The organism is Caulobacter sp. FG121 (assembly GCF_057809815.1).
In genome coordinates this window covers 154,172-169,847 of the sequence record NZ_JBMDKR010000008.1, presented here as the reverse complement: position 1 = coordinate 169,847, position 15,676 = coordinate 154,172, and the positions used below count along the sequence as shown (strand labels likewise).

At 64.7% G+C, this 15,676-nt stretch carries 11 protein-coding genes; 6 read left to right on the top strand and 5 right to left on the bottom strand.

Annotated elements, in window-relative coordinates; genetic code table 11:
* Positions 1-39: 39 nt before the first annotated feature.
* The 3 genes from ACODSL_RS17715 to ACODSL_RS17705 form a co-directional block, all read right to left on the bottom strand.
* Positions 40-576 (bottom strand): AlbA family DNA-binding domain-containing protein, encoded by a 537-nt coding sequence (locus tag ACODSL_RS17715; RefSeq protein ID WP_488902052.1) that lies wholly within the window; start codon positions 574-576, stop codon positions 40-42.
* 219 nt (positions 577-795) lie between these two features.
* Positions 796-2,136, bottom strand: coding sequence for a hypothetical protein (locus tag ACODSL_RS17710; protein ID WP_488902051.1), 1,341 nt, complete (start codon positions 2,134-2,136; stop codon positions 796-798).
* Position 2,137: 1 nt separating this feature from the next.
* Positions 2,138-2,992, bottom strand: a complete 855-nt coding sequence (locus ACODSL_RS17705; RefSeq protein ID WP_488902050.1) for a hypothetical protein — start codon at positions 2,990-2,992, stop codon at positions 2,138-2,140.
* Positions 2,993-3,204: 212 nt separating this feature from the next.
* Here ACODSL_RS17705 and ACODSL_RS17700 point away from each other — a divergent pair, with 212 nt between their 5' ends.
* The 3 genes from ACODSL_RS17700 to ACODSL_RS17690 all read left to right on the top strand — a co-directional run bounded on the left by ACODSL_RS17700 (position 3,205) and on the right by ACODSL_RS17690 (position 6,051).
* A complete protein-coding gene (locus ACODSL_RS17700; RefSeq protein ID WP_488902049.1) occupies positions 3,205-3,627 on the top strand; it encodes a hypothetical protein in 423 nt (140 codons plus the stop codon).
* Positions 3,628-4,088: 461 nt separating this feature from the next.
* On the top strand, positions 4,089-5,294 hold the full coding sequence (locus ACODSL_RS17695) for an acetyl-CoA C-acyltransferase (RefSeq protein WP_488902048.1): 1,206 nt from the start codon (positions 4,089-4,091) through the stop codon (positions 5,292-5,294).
* Positions 5,295-5,706: 412 nt separating this feature from the next.
* Entirely contained in the window at positions 5,707-6,051 is a 345-nt protein-coding gene (locus tag ACODSL_RS17690) for a hypothetical protein (protein WP_488902047.1), read from the top strand.
* A gap of 676 nt (positions 6,052-6,727) precedes the next feature.
* On the opposite strand, the gene ACODSL_RS17685 is transcribed toward ACODSL_RS17690, so the two are convergent.
* The gene (locus ACODSL_RS17685; protein WP_488902046.1) at positions 6,728-8,188 is read right to left on the bottom strand and encodes a hypothetical protein; all 1,461 of its coding nucleotides are present in this window, start codon (positions 8,186-8,188) and stop codon (positions 6,728-6,730) included.
* 242 nt (positions 8,189-8,430) lie between these two features.
* Here ACODSL_RS17685 and ACODSL_RS17680 point away from each other — a divergent pair, with 242 nt between their 5' ends.
* Positions 8,431-9,261, top strand: coding sequence for a sterol desaturase family protein (locus ACODSL_RS17680; RefSeq protein ID WP_488902045.1), 831 nt, complete (start codon positions 8,431-8,433; stop codon positions 9,259-9,261).
* A gap of 54 nt (positions 9,262-9,315) precedes the next feature.
* On the opposite strand, the gene ACODSL_RS17675 is transcribed toward ACODSL_RS17680, so the two are convergent.
* A complete protein-coding gene (locus ACODSL_RS17675) occupies positions 9,316-10,416 on the bottom strand; it encodes an acyltransferase family protein (RefSeq protein ID WP_488902044.1) in 1,101 nt (366 codons plus the stop codon).
* Between the two features lie 209 nt (positions 10,417-10,625).
* Between ACODSL_RS17675 and ACODSL_RS17670 the strand changes: the two genes are divergently transcribed.
* Together ACODSL_RS17670 and ACODSL_RS17665 are read left to right on the top strand one after the other, a co-directional pair.
* Entirely contained in the window at positions 10,626-15,173 is a 4,548-nt protein-coding gene (locus tag ACODSL_RS17670) for an RHS repeat domain-containing protein (RefSeq protein ID WP_488902043.1), read from the top strand.
* On the top strand, positions 15,113-15,580 hold the full coding sequence (locus ACODSL_RS17665) for a DUF6869 domain-containing protein (RefSeq protein WP_488902042.1): 468 nt from the start codon (positions 15,113-15,115) through the stop codon (positions 15,578-15,580). The genes ACODSL_RS17670 and ACODSL_RS17665 overlap by 61 nt, the downstream gene beginning before the upstream one ends.
* The last annotated feature ends 96 nt before the right edge of the window (positions 15,581-15,676 follow it).

Below are 15,676 nucleotides of genomic sequence, written 5' to 3'. Positions count from 1 at the left end.
CAATGACCTGGCGGGGTCAAAAGTGGAGACGAGTGCGCGTTAGACTGACAGCACCACCTCGTGCATCGCGCGAAGCTTCGCCGGGAGGCCGTCGGACGCGGTAAAGGCGATACGCAGTTCATGGGCGTCCATGGGATATTTCCCGCGACTGTTGCGGCCGAAGAACTTGTCGTTGGGCTTCACGCGGTGGGGGGCCGTCAGGCTGCCGGGGGTGCGGATGACCAGGGCCCCTCGGCCCGCCTCGAACGGAATCCAGCGGAACCGGACGCCCGTGAGGCGGGGATCCACACCATCGCGCAGGAGCTGTTCCAGGCGCAGGATCGCCGCCTCCACATCGGGAGGATCAAGGCCGGGCGCGGCCTTGGCGACGCCTTTCAAGTCCTCGATCCCGAACACCAGATCGCCGCCCTGGGCGTTGGCGAGGGAGGTGACATCGGCCAGGAATTCGCGAATGTCATCGTTTTTCCCCCCTGGCAGGTCTCGCTTGAACTCCAGCGTGCGGCCTTCCTCCGCCTTGGCGCGGCAGAGTTCGAGAATGTCGGCTTCGGAGAGGGCGTCCACGGGTCTCGGGATCATGGCGTTCGCGTCATCCGGATGATTTGAAGAAGGCCATCCTGGACGCCCTGGCCCGAGGTTAGCCGTGACAACTTTGGCGTAGCGTCTCGCCCTCGCGCCCGCAATGCGCGACGACCGTCCCCGCTTCGCGACTTGGCGCGACCCGATTCGGTCCGCGACCCCCGGCGCGATATTCCCATGCCAGTCGACATCAGATCGGCTGAGGGGCATCGAAAACCCCTATTCCGCAATCGCCTCGGGCGAGGTCGTGCGCGCCGTCTGCACGGCGAAGACCACGCTCTTGTCCCCGGCCATCGCCGCCTCCAGGAAAGTCATCAGCATCGCAGCCTGGACGCGGTTCGTCCCAACCCAGCCCCGTTGGACCAAATCCTTGAACGCGCTGGCGGTCAGGTGGCGTCCGATATTCTGCGGCGTCACGCAGAGCCCGCCGCGGAGCCCCCGCACGCGGGGGTCTTCGACAAGCCGCTTCCAGTAGCTGAGCGGCAAGTAGTGGCCCGGCACCAGCCCCTCTTCGTCATGGGTGAAGAGCCTGCGGCAGAATTTGAAGAAGAAGGGATCGGGTCCCAAACGAAACCCGTCGCAGCTGAGGTCTTCGTCGCCCTCGGCGAGCCGGGCCGCCGCCTGGTCCATGCGGGCGATCTCATGGGCGAGCTGCGGGTCGGGCCGGTATCCGCCCTCGCCATCCACACCTTCGAAGGTCTTGTACTGCACGAAGACCACGGACCCCAGCGTCTCATTGACGTAGATGAGGTCGACGCCCAGCTGCCGTTCAAGGTCGAGCTTGTTGGCCAGGATGACGGTCAGCCGGCTGTCGGGCCCTTCGAAGGTCCTGGCCGGATAGCGATGGCGAAGGGTCAGGTTCCAGTCCTTGGCCCCTTCGAGATCATGCAGGACCAGCATGTCCTCCAGCGCGCGCAACTCATCGGCCTGGTCAAAAATCGAAGCACGGCCCGGTTCGAGGACGCCAAACTGCGCCGGCGTGTCGAGCCCCGCGCGGGGGATCTTCGCCAGGTCCAGCGCGGTGCGCACCGCATCCCGCTGAAAGGCCCAGTTGGCCCGCGCTCGACCCGGGTCGGCGCCGCCGGCGCTGCGTCGGCGGATCAGCCCCATCGCCGCCGCGTGGGCTTCAGGCGCCGCGGCCTCGAGCGCGCCCAGGACGCGATCCAACGCCTGGGGCGGCAGGTGGCCACCGAACGTCACCGCCTTTCGCGCGTGCGCCACGCGGCCGCCCGTCAGGCGCCGCAGGAGCTTGTCGATGCTGACCGGCGCCGGAAGCTTCACCACTGAGCCGAGGTCGAGGCGGTCACGGCCGGATCGGGCGAGGTAGCGCACCTCGCCACGCGCCACATGGGTGATCTCGCCGGCCGTGAAACTCAGGAAACTGAGAAGTGGCTGGCCGCGGAGGGCCTTGGTGATCGTCGGAACCTCTTCGTGGCAGACACCCCAAACGTCGAGATCATCCTGCAGCGCCTCGGTCCGGCTCGGATCCAGGCGCAAGACATAGCCGAACTTGGGCGCCCAGACGCCGGTCCAGAACGTTTGGAGCAGCTGGGACGCCATCTCACGCCCGTTCCGCGACGAGGCGATCATAGGCCTCAAGGACATAGGTCACATAGCTGCGCGCGAGGTTGCAGTAGAGCCGGGCCTCTGTCTCCAGGACTGGCTTAAGGTCGCTGACATCGGCGCCATGCCGGACGCCACCGCCCGATGGGGAGGACAGGAACCCGTGGAGGGGCCGGATCCAGTCCAGGACCTGCGCCATCACGCTCTCCCGGGCCTGGGCGCGGAATTCGTCGGCGATGCGGTTGAAATAGCGCCCCTGCACGGTCGCCGCCTCGGTCAACGGCGTGCCACGCAGGGCCGTCACCGCTGTTTCCAGCAGCCACATGGATTCCTGCACGGCCTGCCGCGGCTTGCCCGCCGCCAACAGCTGATCGGCTTCACGCCATGAGGCCTGTATCGCTTGTCGCGCCTCCGCGTCGAGCGAGAGCGCCGGGGGCGCGGAGGTGATGGCCAGGCCCTCCCGCAGCGCGACAAGGTTGGGCGGCGCGATCGCGAAGGCGCCGCCATAGCGCTGAAGGACCTGGTTGATGATGGGCCAGGCCGGAAGAAGCGCTTCGGGCCACGCCGTGCGCACGGCCTCCAGGCCATCGTGCAGCGCCTCGAGGAACAGAGGTTCGTTGGCGGCCGCCGCCTGCATCTCGGTCAGCAGATCCTGCCGCGCGAAGTTTAGATTGGAACTCAGCCAGACCGGGCGCTGCGCCGCGAGCCCGAAGTGTCGCTTCAAGGTCTCGTACATCGGCTGGGGCGGACCCAGGGGGGAAATGCGCTGGATCAGTCCATACATGGCCTCCACCGCCGCAGGCGGAAGCTGGGTGGGCGCTTCGAACCGCCAGTTCCCGTCAAAATTCAGCATGCCCATCCACGGCTTGGCGCGGTCCGTCCCTGATCCCCGCGAGACCTAAGGCGAAGGAAGCGCCATCGCAACCGCGGCGCGTGGCTGATGACCTCGCGGCCTAGACGCAGCCGGGACAGAGCTCCAGCACCGGGCATCCTCAGCGATTGATCGGCCGAGGCGATGGATGACGTCTTGTGACATGGTGCGCCGTTCCAATGCCGAGATGGACGATGGGCGAAGACGACGACGAACCCGACCCCCTTGATTTCGCCGTCCCACACCGGATTGGCGTTCCGCGAACCTGGCTTGGCAGTTCGCCGTCGCAAACGGATGGCCATCCGAGGATCACGGTTCGACAAGACCGGAAAGACGTGGGGGAGCGGAAGGCGGTCTCCGCCGCGATGCTGGCTGAGATCGCCGAACTGTTGGAGACGACCGCCGCCGACCTGGCTGGCGAAGCCGACGCCTTGGCCCAGCGCGGCTCCACCGACGATCGGGCGCCGCGCGAACGGTGCTCGACCCTGGACGTCACGGCCCTCCTGCAGGCGTTTGCGGAGGTCCCGCAGCCGCGATTGCGCGCCGCCATCGTCCGAATGGCGCGCGTCCTCGCTGACAAGGCCAGTTTTGAATCCGACGCCGACCCAGAACGCTGAGGACACCTATCAATCGCGGCCCAGCGGATAGGGCGACGAGCCCCTCAAATGGCCGGCGCTCAAGTCACGAGATCCGGGCCGGACACCAGGAACATGCGCGCAGCGACTGACCGGCGGACGCAGGCTGCCCGCGAGGGCGTCGTCGAGACCCATGACGCTCAGCCTCCCGCTGGTCGACGGCCGCGCGGTGTCCGGATCTGAAGCCGCAGCTCGGGGGACGAAGGGCGACGGCTTGGCGGCGGGAAGGAGCGAGGCTGGCATGGCGCGTCCAAAGGCTGGAAACAAGGGCCTAAGGTTCGGCCTGGGAACGCCAGGGCGGTAGGGCCGAGACGCCCAAGAGGGGAGGGGCGCTCGGCCGCTCCGCAATTCAGCTTGCCATGATGCTGTTTTAGCACTTACTACAGCGCCACGGTCGCTCCTGAAGCGACGCGACCCGCCGATCCCAGCAGAAGGTCTGCCCCATGCGTGAAGCCGTCATCGTCGCCGCCAAGCGGACGCCTATCGGGAAGGCCTATCGCGGCGCCTTCAACAACACCTATGGCGCGACCTTGGGCGCGGAAGCCATTCGCGCCGCCGTCGCTCAGGCCGGAATCGATCCGGGCGAGGTGGACGACATCGCCATGGGTTCGGCCCTGCAGCAGGGCACCACGGGCAACAATATCGCCCGCCAGGCCGCTCTTCGCGCCGGCCTGCCCAACACCGTTTCCGGCATGACCATCGACCGGCAGTGCAGTTCGGGCCTCATGGGCGTGGCGACCGCCGCCAAGTACGTGATCAACGATGGCGCACCGATCGCGATCGGGGGCGGCCTGGAGTCGATCAGCCTGGTGCAGAACGGGCAGATGAACACCTTCATGGCGCAGGATCCGGCGCTGAAGGAACGCGTGCCGGAGTTCTGGACGAGCATGATCGAGACCGCCGAAGTGGTCGCGGAGCGCTATGGCGTCAGCCGCGACGCCCAGGACGAATATGCCCTGCTGTCGCAGCAGCGCACGGCCCAGGCCCAGGCGGAAGGGCGTTTCGCCAGCGAGATCGTCCCGGTCACCACCACCATGAAGGTGGTGGTCAACAAGGAGACCGGCGAGACCGCGGACAAGGAGATCACCATCACCGGCGACGAGGGCAACCGGCCCCAGACGACCCTCGCCGACCTGCAGGGGCTGAAGCCGGTCTTCAAAGGCGGCCACTTCATCCAGGAAGGCAAGTATGTCACCGCCGGCAACGCCTCGCAGCTGTCCGACGGCGCCGCGGCCGTCGTCTTGATGGAGCGAAAGGAGGCCGAAAAGCGTGGCCTTGAGGCCCTCGGCGCCTATCGCGGCATGGCGGTTGCAGGCTGCGGTCCGGAGGAGATGGGCATTGGGCCGGTCTTCGCCATTCCCAAGCTGCTCGAACGCAATGGGCTCACCATCGACGATATCGACATCTGGGAACTGAACGAGGCGTTCGGCAGCCAAGTGATCTACTGCCGCGACAAGCTGGGGATCGATCCCGAGAAGTACAACGTCTCGGGCGGCTCCATCTCCATCGGCCACCCCTATGGCATGACCGGCGCCCGCTGCGCCGCGCACATCCTCTACGAAGGCAGGCGCCGCAAGGCGAAGTACGGCGTCGTCACCATGTGCGTCGGCGGTGGGATGGGCGCCGCGGGCCTCTTCGAAATCTTTTAGAGTTATCGCCCACGACGCCGCCTTCGATCGACGTTTCCTCGAGCACTTCTGCGAGTCCTTCGCTACCAGCGCCTGGCCGCGATCGAGCTGCTCGCCCTTCCTTTGCCCCGCTGCGGCCAGCTCGCCCTGGCCCAGCTACTGGATCGCGCCCTCGCCCCGATCTGGCGGATCTGGGCCGAGAACTCACCTTACGACCTGAAAGATCTGCTCAAGGCGCGCGGCCACCGCTGGAACGGGGAGGGGACCGCCGCGCCCAAGGCCTGGCTCGTCGATGTCGCAGACGCCGACCGCGAGGCCGAGCTCGACTTTCTCAAGACCGAGCCCTACCGCAGCGAGATCGACGGGCTGGTCCGCCGCATCGACGCCTACGACCGGTTTTCGGACCGCTACCGATCGCGGCTGGAACTACGCAATGATTTCCCGGCTTTCGCCGCCCTTCGTGCTTTTGGAAGACCGCCTGAGCCACACGGGAGGGCGCCTCTACAAGGATCCCGTCCGGATCCTGCGCTGCGACGCCTCGGACGAAATCCCCGCCACCCTCTTAGAACTCCAGGCTGCGCTCGACGAAGGCCTGCACGCCGCGGGCGTCCTGGCCTACGAGGCGGCCGGGGCCTGGGAGCCGGGTCTCTCCGGCCAGGACCGCCACGTGCGACCCGATCCACTATTCTGGTTCGGGCTGTTCCGCGACTTCGAGACGCTGAGCGGCGAGGACCTCGATGCGATGTTCGGCGCCCTTAGTCCTCGCCCCAAGCCTTGAGCACCATGTCCCTCGGGAGGGGGTCTCCGAGCAGATTAACCCACGCGGATTTTTCAGGGTCCCAGCTGACGGCGATCAGTTCAGCGCCGCCATCGAACCTGAACCACCCGCGGATGACGCGGCCGTCCTTTGGCGCGGTGTCGGAAGGGTTGGGAGTGATCATCGGGGAACTCTAGTCCGCGCTGCCGGCAACTCTATCCCATCTCGCTGCACGCGGCGCCGGCGGGAGGTGCGACGAACACGGCCGCGGGGGGTGACTTAGTTGGCCTTGTTGGGGCCGATCCCGATATACGCTCTTGGGCTCAAACCCCGCGATAGGCTGTAGGACCGCATTGGGCTCTTAGCCGCCCCTCGGAATGCCCGGTTGCGGGCCGGCACTAAACCCCAAATCTGCTGCGATCGGAGTGGAGCCTCATGCGGTTCGGGAGACACGCTGCACCTGCGCAAGTCCACAGATCATTGGGCAATTGTGAGCCGTTGCGGGGCTTAGATTTCGTGGGTCTTGCCTTCCGCAATGGAGCGAATTCGGACCTCGTTTGGGCAGGAACGCTGCGCGAGATTCGCCGCCAAACCGCCTAAGTCCTGTTTCCAAGGGGGCTGTTTACATTTGGCCAGGGTGTGGGGCCAACGAGGGCTGAGTGTGGGCGGTCGCGCCTGAACGGGAAGGGACGCGAGTCTAGGCTGGTGGCTGTGAGGAGGCGCTTTGAGATCGGTAGCAAGACAGGCTACCCACCGTTCCATCGCCGACCTGTACACACCTCCAGTTGGGATTCAGGCGGTTGATCGCCGGCGCATAGCGGTGGGCTGCTGTCTGACCAATGCGGTTGAACATCCAGATCAGCCCAGGTCGCGGCCCCCGTGTTGCGGCGAGGATATCCCGATTGGCGTCGTGATCGACCGGCACTACCAGAGACGTCACGCGCACGGGCCGATGCGCCCGCGTGAAGAAGACGCCGCCGAGGTGACGCAGGGTGTCCGGCTCCATGATCGGCGCGAGTTCATGATCCCAGACGAACACCACATCCGAGACGTTTTGCGCCATCAGGGCGTCTGAGCCGGTTTCAAACTCGTAGCGGGCCAGCTTTTGGACTGGCCCGAGCGCATCCAGCGCAGGCTTCAGCGCCGCGCCGAGACAGATCGTGATCAACCCCAGATACGCCAAGCTTGGACGAGGACTTGCGGCGGCGATCAGCACGGCCCCTAGCAGCAGCGAGGGCGCGAGGGAAATCAGGTAGCGCGGGGAAATGCCTGGGCCCAGCAGGCCGAACGTCAGCATGAAGGCCAGAGCCAATGCGCCCGCGGCGGCGGTGAGCACCAGCGGACTGGATGCGCCATCGCGTGCACCTTCGGGCTTCGATCGGCCCAAAAGCCAGATGGCCATGAGCGTCACGGCCATGGCGGGCAGGATCAGCGGTTGCGTCGGTCCGACCGCGAAGGCGACGAGCTCAAGCGCTCGTCCCGCGTCCAGAGGCGGATGCCATACTTTGGAGAGTTGGGAGTACTGGGCCAGTCTCGGCGCGTGATGGACGATCCACGCCAAGGTCGGGACGAAGGCCAGAGCCGCGGGCCAGGTGCGCAGCGCCGCCTGACGGTGGCGGCCGAGATAGACCAGCCCCTGGGCCAGGGCCACGAACAGCGCGTAGTAGTGGACAAGGATCGCCAGCGCGCAGATCGACGCCCATAGCGTCGCGCGCCGCAACCCGGGCGCATGCAACAGGCCGGCGAAGGCCAGGCACTGGGCGGTCGAGACTGCCAGGAGCAGCGCGTAGCAGCGGGCGTCGAGAAAGAAGCCGACCCCCCACCAGCCATAGATCAGGGCTGCCCAGCAGAGCGTTGCGTTCCGGCTCAGGCCTGCGGGACGCCCGACAAGCGGCAGGGCTCCAGCGATAACGACGGCAAGGAGGCTGGGCGCGCGCAGGGCCAGATCGGACGCAGCGAACAAGCCGGTCCATCCCCGCAGCAGCAGGTAATAGGCCGGGCCGTTGGAATCGAGCCAGACCTGACGCCAGAAGTCCGGCCAGTCCGGGCGCGCGATGATCGTCAGGGAAAAGGCCTCGTCGAACCACAACGGTTCGGTCGCGGCAAATCGCACCCGGGCGATGAGCAGGAGCGAAGCCGCCAGCGCCAGGCCGGCCATGAGCCAGGAGCGCCCCGCCGCGCCGGGTGTGCGCCAAGGTCCGAACTGTGACACCGCTGGCTCGTCCCCTGCCCATACGCTTAGGTCACATTCCTCGGTTGTGTGAACTTTAGGGCGAGTTAACGGCGACGCGCGCGGCTCACGTGCGTGTGATTTTGGGCGGTACGCAATTAAGGATTGCGAAGACTCTGCTCGCTAAGGCTGTCGGGGCGTACCCTTGCCGCTTCGACCGAGTTTCCTGCATGCCCGTTCCGGATTTTGTCGTCGAACATGTTCGCCAGGCCCTGGAACTCGGTTTGCTGGCGGTGGGATTCTTTGTTCTGGCCCTTTTGGTGAAAGGGGTTCGTGCGGTTTCGGATGGCCGCGCCGCCCTGGCCGAAACCCGCAGCAATCTGGGCCTCTATATCCTGGACGCGCTGACGGTCTCGCCGGCCATCGCCTTGGCGAGCACAAGCTTCTACCAGTTGCTGCACGCCCCCGGCGCCATTTACGCCGGCGAAGCGGTCTGGGCGCAGGCGCCCCCGATCGTGACCGGGATCGCGGCGGTGTTCATCTGCGACTTCCTGGGCTACTGCAATCACAGACTGTACCATACGGCGTGGCTCTGGCCGTCTCACGTTATCCACCACAGCGACACCCGTTTGACCTGGTTCAGCCTGGTGCGTTCGCATCCTGTGGACCGGTTCGGCGCCCTGTTCGACGTGATCGGCCTGATCCTTCTGGGGCTTCCGGATTGGGCGGTGGTTACAGCGGTGCTGGTCCGCCACTACTGGGGACACCTGATCCACGCGGACCTGCCCTGGACGCTCGGCCGCTTCGACCTGATCTTCGTCTCGCCGGCGATGCACCGTTGGCACCATGCGCTTGAGCAGCGCGGCGCGGGCGTCAACTTCGCGACGGTCTTCTCGGTCTTCGACCGGCTGTTCGGGACGTTTTATGCGCCCGGCGTATGCACGGGCCCGACCGGCGTCGACGATGTGATCGCGCCTGGCCTCGGCGGCAAATATCTGCACCCCTTCAAGGCCTGGCTGTCGCCCCTAAGGGCGGCGCGCCTCACGCCGCCTGCAGCCTAGACACCCCGGCGAGTACGGCGTCGCTCGTGTCGACGACATCCAGCGGTGGGACCTTCAACATCTATCTAGGGCGGCAATGCCGGGCTGCAGCGGGGTGGAGGTTTGTCGCGCCCATCGGTGAACCGGCTGCTCGACCCATCTGTGCAGGATCCACGCGGCCGCCAGGCAGAAGCCGACATACGCCACCGGCAGGCCGGAGGCCGCGATCCCGCTCGTCCCGTCTGCGCGATGCGACGCCATCCAGAGGAGGGGCGTGAGATGCACTAGATAGAGGGGGAAGGATATCTTCCCGAGAAGCACGACGGGCGCGGACGACAGCCAGCGGTCCACTTCCCCCGTCTGGAACGACAGGGTCAGGATGAGCGCGGTAAACAAGGCCGGCGTCCACAACAGGCCGGCAGGGCTCTGGAGAGCCATGATGGTTGCGCCGATCGCGGCAAGGGCTCCGACCCGGGCGAACCTCGCCGCCTGGTCGCCCAGGACGATACGGGCCTGGCAGATGGCCGCGCCGGCGGTGAAGCAACAGGTCATGCGTATCAGCGCCGAAAGCTGGTCGATCGTATTCTTCCCCACGAGTCCCGCGGCCACCTGGAACACCGCCAGGACGCCGAGGCTTGTCGCCGCGACGAGGATCGCCGTTCCAGCCGACCGCTTCGCCAGGACCCAGGCGAGCCCTGGGAAGGCGGCGTAGGCGACGAGCTCGACGCTCAAGGACCAGACGGGCTGGTTCCAATCTCCGCCGGGAGATCCGAACCAGCGGGTCGCGAGACAGGCGGTCCTGACCAGGGCGGGAAGCGAGAAATTGTCGGGGTTGCGGGCCCTGGACCACGCGACGAAGCCGGGATCGGCGCAGGCCAGCAGGACGATGAGCCCGAGCACGACGAGGCTGACCGGATAGACGCGGGCGAGCCGCAGAATGGCGAACCGCCGGACCGCCGCCCCCGACGGATGAACGAATTCCGCAGCGTGCACCCACATCAAGATGAAGCCGGAAAGGACGAAGAACAGGTCGACGCCGACCCATCCGACCTGCAGCAGGCCAAGCTCACTCACCCAGGGCGCGCCGACCTGCGGCGCAAACCGCGCGACGTGATAAAGCAGGACCCAGAGGGCGGCGACGCCCCGAAGGCCCGTGAGACTTGGAATAGTCCGCATGGCGATCCCCGGTGCGGCCACACGGTTGCACCTATGGATTGCTAAACCCTCAAGGCCCGCAGCTCTGCGTTTTCTTGCAAGCCCGCAGATCGACTGCCGCCCGCGACGGCCAATTGAAATTCCGAAACGTCTCGCGAGAAATTTTTCCGCGAATACACGTCAAGATGAAAGCGCCGACTGGCGCCACATAAAATCGTGAACCCACCGGAGTGCGCCTCAGGATTGAACAACCTGAGCGGGCGCGGCTTACTGCGCAGGTTGAGCAGGGGATTCTGATGGGCGGGCTGCGTATGGGACGAGTTGGATCCGGCGGTTTCTCGCGGCGAGAGGCGGCCTCGCTGACGCGGCCTGCCGGTACGGGGATATTCAGGGCCCTTGGCTTGGCTCTCCTGGTGCTCCTCAGCGCTCAAGTCATGGCGTTTTCCGCACACGCCGATCCGAACGGCGTGTGGCACGTCGGCTACCCGTCTGGGAATACGATGACCTTCCCCGACGCCGGTTCAGCTTGCAACTACGCCTTTAGCTCTTGGCATGCCACCGACCCCAACACGGCCCCGGACGGGATGGCGTACTACGATGACCAAGACATTTTGTGCGGCTGGCACAATACGATCCCGACCGGGCCCCCGTTCCAATATCAGCCGATGGCCTGGCTGGTCTGCAACAGCGGATACCAGGTGCAGCGTCGGGCATGCGTCAAACTCCCGGCTGGAGACCAGTGCACACCAACGCCGAACCCCATCGACATCCTGACGGGGGACAAGCGGTTCACGGTTGAGGACTATTCCACGGCAGACCGCGCCCTGCGCCTAGTGCGGAAATTCCAGTCCCAGCCCTATCCCGATCTGGATCGGAATTTCATCGAGTATCCCCTGGCCCTCACCAACTGGCGATTTGATTTTCAGTATGAGGTGCAAATCCCGCGGACCTTCAGCAGCGCCGGTTTGATCAGTCTGCTCGCGCCGGACGGCCACGCCTATCTATTCCAGAAGCAGACCGACGGCTCATTGATGCCGTACACGCCCGCCGCGCGTCCGCTTCCGCAGCCGGACTATCGACTCCAGTTCCTTGACACCTGGCCCACCAGCACCCCTTGGACCCTCGTCTACTCGAAGAGCCATTGGAAGATGACCGACGCCGACGACAACGTCTGGCTGCTGGAAACCTTCCTGGACCCCAAGCTGGGCGAGTATCGCATCGCGCGTCCGACCCAGATGACGGCGAAGTCGGGCCTGGTGCTGACCATGGCCTACGCCACCAACGGCACCCTGACGTCGATCTCGGACAATCGTGGAAAGTCCATCAGCTTCACCTGGGCGACAAAGTTCGGTTTCCCGAATGGCATCTCAGAAGCCACCTTGCCGGGTGGCGAGAAGCTGACCTACACCTACGAAAATTCGACCTCGTCAAACTTCGAGTCCGACCGTTTGAAGAAGGTAGAGCTGAAGAACGCGTCGTCCGTGGTCGTCGACAGCACCACCTATGACTACGGCAACACGAACTACCCGCTGGCGGTCACCGGGACCCGCGACAAGGACAACACCCTGCGCTGGAGCGTCACCTACGACGGGGACGGCTTGGCGACCTCCAGCTTCGGCCCAGGCAATGCGTTCAAGAGCGACGTCGCCTACGGCGGCTTTGGGACCAGCTTCACCCGTACGGTCACCAACCCGCTGGGCAAGCAGACCATCTATAACTACACGCGATCCGGCTCCACCACCTACGACCCCAAGCTAACCGGCTATACCGGCACAGCCAGCGCCAATTGTCCTTCGAGCGCCAGTTCGATGACTTGGGGGACTGACCGATTCATCGCCTCAGCGGTGGATGAGGAAGGTCGCACGACCTCCTACACCCGCGACACCCGCGGCCGGCCGACCCAGATCAAGGAGGCGGCTGGGACCGGCGTCGAACGCATCACCAACATCACCTGGAACTCGACCTTCAATCAGCCGGCTCAGATCGTCGAGCCGAAGAAGACCACTGACTTCACATACGACACCCAGGGTCGCCTGACGTCGAAGACTGAAACCGACACCACCAGCTACACCACGCCCTATTCGACCAATGGTCGTACGCGAACCTGGGCCTATACCTGGAGCACGACGGGTCAGCTTTTGACAGTTGACGGGCCTCTGTCGGGAACGGGCGACACGGTTACCTATACCTATAACACCAACGGTTTCCTCGCTTCGGTGACCAACGAGGTAGGACAGGTCACCACCGTTTCGTCGTGGAATTCCCGCGGTCAGCCGCTGACGCTTGCCGACCCCAATGGCGTTGGCACGACGCTCACCTATGACGCACGAAGTCGACCGTTGACGGTCACCCGCAACCCCGGCGGAACCCAGTCGCAGTATGCCTTCGAATACGACGCAGTCGGGAATGTGACGAAGATCACCCTGCCGGGCGGCGGCTACCTCCAATACGCCTACGACACCGCCAATCGGCTGACGCTGGTCACCAATGACCGGGGCGAGACACAGACCATCACCACCGATCTGGCCGGTGACATCACCGCCCAGGTGATCAAGACCTCGGGCGGCACAATCACTGCCCAGCAGACCGCCGCTTATGACGAGCTGACCCGCATCATCCAGTCGGTTGGGGCTGGGTCGCAGACCACCGGCTTCGCCTATGACAAGGTCGATAATCTAAAGACCGTCACCGACGCGCGCAGCAAGGTGTGGGGCCAGACCTTCGATGCGCTGAACCGGGTGACGGTCAAGACCGATCCCGAAAGTCACACGATCCAAACCGTCTATGACGCGGCCGACCAGGTCACTAGCCACAAGGATGGCCGCGCGCTTGAGACAACCCGTGTGGTCGACGGCTTTGGCCAGATCATTCAGGAGATCAGCCCCGATCGTGGCACGCTGTCCTATTGGTATAGCGCGGCTGGCTTGCTGACTAAGGTGGTGGACGGCGACAGCCAGGAGACCGACTACGCCTATGACAACGCCGGCCGCCTGGTGACATCTACCTATCCTGGGGCCAGCGCCGAGACGATCACCTACAGCTACGACGCTACCGCCAGCGGCAACAAGGGCATTGGCCGGCTGACCGGCGTGACCGAGGAATCCGGCTCGACGGCGCTGACCTATGATGCCCAGGGCCGCATCACCCAAGACGCCAAGACCATCCAGAGCAAAAGCTACGCGGTGTCCTACGCTTATGATGCCAATGGCAAGGTCACCCAGATCACCCTGCCGTCCGGTCGCACAGTGACCTACGCACGGGCCTCTGACGGTTTGGTCTCGGCGATCAGCACTAAGGCGACGCCGTCGAGCTCAAGCGAGAGCCTAGCCTCGAGCGTCAGCTACCGACCGTTCGGGCCGCTGGCCCAGCTCACCTACGGCAACGGCCTGGTGCTGACCCGCACTTACGATAACAACTACTGGCTGACCCAGACCGAGGTAAAGGCGACTGGGGTCACCCGCCTCGACCTTAGCTTCGGCCGCGACGCGAACGGCCAGCTTACGAGCGTGACCGACAACGCCTCCAGCGGCCGAGGTGCCACCTTTGCCTATACTGACGCCGGTCGGCTAAACGCCGCCACGGGCCCCTGGGGCGGCGACGCATATACCTACGACGCCGCGGGCAACCGCACCGACAAGGCGCGCACGATCGGCGCCACGACCACCCACGAGACCCCGATCCTGGCGGGGTCGAGCAATCGCGTGACCACTGTGCAGGATGCCACGGCGGCGACCCTGCGCACGCTCACCTACCGTACCGGTGGCGACCTCTCACAGGACGCCCGCGCGGGCGGGCCGACCTATGCCTACCAGTACAACGCCCGCAAGCGTCTCGTTGTGGCCAAGAAGGACGGTGTCGATGCCGGCTACTACGGCTACGACTACCTGGGTCGCAGGGTCTGGCGCACGGTGCTCGGGACCTCAACGGTGCAAAGCCACTACGTCTTCGACGCCGACGGCCACCTTCTGGCCGAGCAAGACGGCGCCACCGGCGCGGTGGTGCGGGAGTATGTCTGGCTCGACGACACACCAGTGGCGATGATCGATTCATCCTCCGGAACGGCCCAGACCTACTTTATTCACACTGGCCAGATCGAAGAGCCGTTGGTGATGACCGACAGCGCCAAGGCCAAGGTTTGGGATGGCTATGTAGAACCTTACGGCCAGGCACAGGTCTTTGGGACGCCGAGCGCAGGGTTGGATCTGCGGCTGCCCGGGCAGTGGTCGCAGGCAGAGACAGGCGGATTGAGCCAGAACTGGATGCGGGATTATGACCCGAGCTTGGGTCGATATGCCCAAGTTGACCCGATCGGACTTGCTGGTGGGCAAAACGTCTACGGCTACGTCGATGGAAATCCGCTGAATCTAACTGACTCGAAGGGACTGGCGGGAGCGATGCCGTTTCCCCTCATTCCTCCGATTCCTATGAGTCCCATCGGAAGTGGCCAATCCAACGCCAGCCGAATGGATGCGACGCTTCAGAATCTCAAAGAAGACTGCGAGTGCGCAGTTTTGTATGCTAAGATTAACTGGTTTCTTTATAAGCTGAAGCGCGCGTACAACGATTTGCTCGTGGATCAGTATAAACTGCCAGAGACTGGGACTATGAGCCGAGAGGGACACATCAAGGCATATTTTAGCTTGCAGCAGGGGCTTATAAACAACGTGCGCGCCGCAAATACACGCGGTTGCTTCCGCTATAATCCCGAGGCAGATAAATGGATGCACGTCCCGCCTCCCGTTCGCATTCCTCCCGGTGTGCGGTTACCGACATGGTAGACCTTGTTCCTGGCGACGAAGCGCTTGCGGAAGCGTGGGTAGCCTTCAATGCTCGCGCGGACCCTCGGTCCGACGGATCAGCCGAAGAATTGTTCGCGCGGGCGAGTCCTGAGGATACCTGGGCGGATCAGAAACTACTTGAAATATGCGCCATAGACGTTGATCGAGCTTACTCAATTGTGACGCATATCTTATCGACGCACGAGGATGCTTGGCTTGCGGCTGCGCTCGGGGCTGGTCCACTTGAATGGCTTCTTCTTGATGCCGGTACCCACGTTGTTCGGCGGATCAAAACAGACCTCCCGACCGTGCCTCAACTGAAAGAGGCTCTCCGTGCGACGTCCACATCTGGCATGTCCCCGGAAGTCCTCAACGCAATATCCGGCATTATTCAAACCGGGCGGTAGGTTGCCGCGTTGCCCTTGCTACAACGATGTTGTTCGGAGCGCTCTGTGTGGGACTAAGTGGGAGGCGGGCTCTTCCAGGTCACAAATGGCTCAACT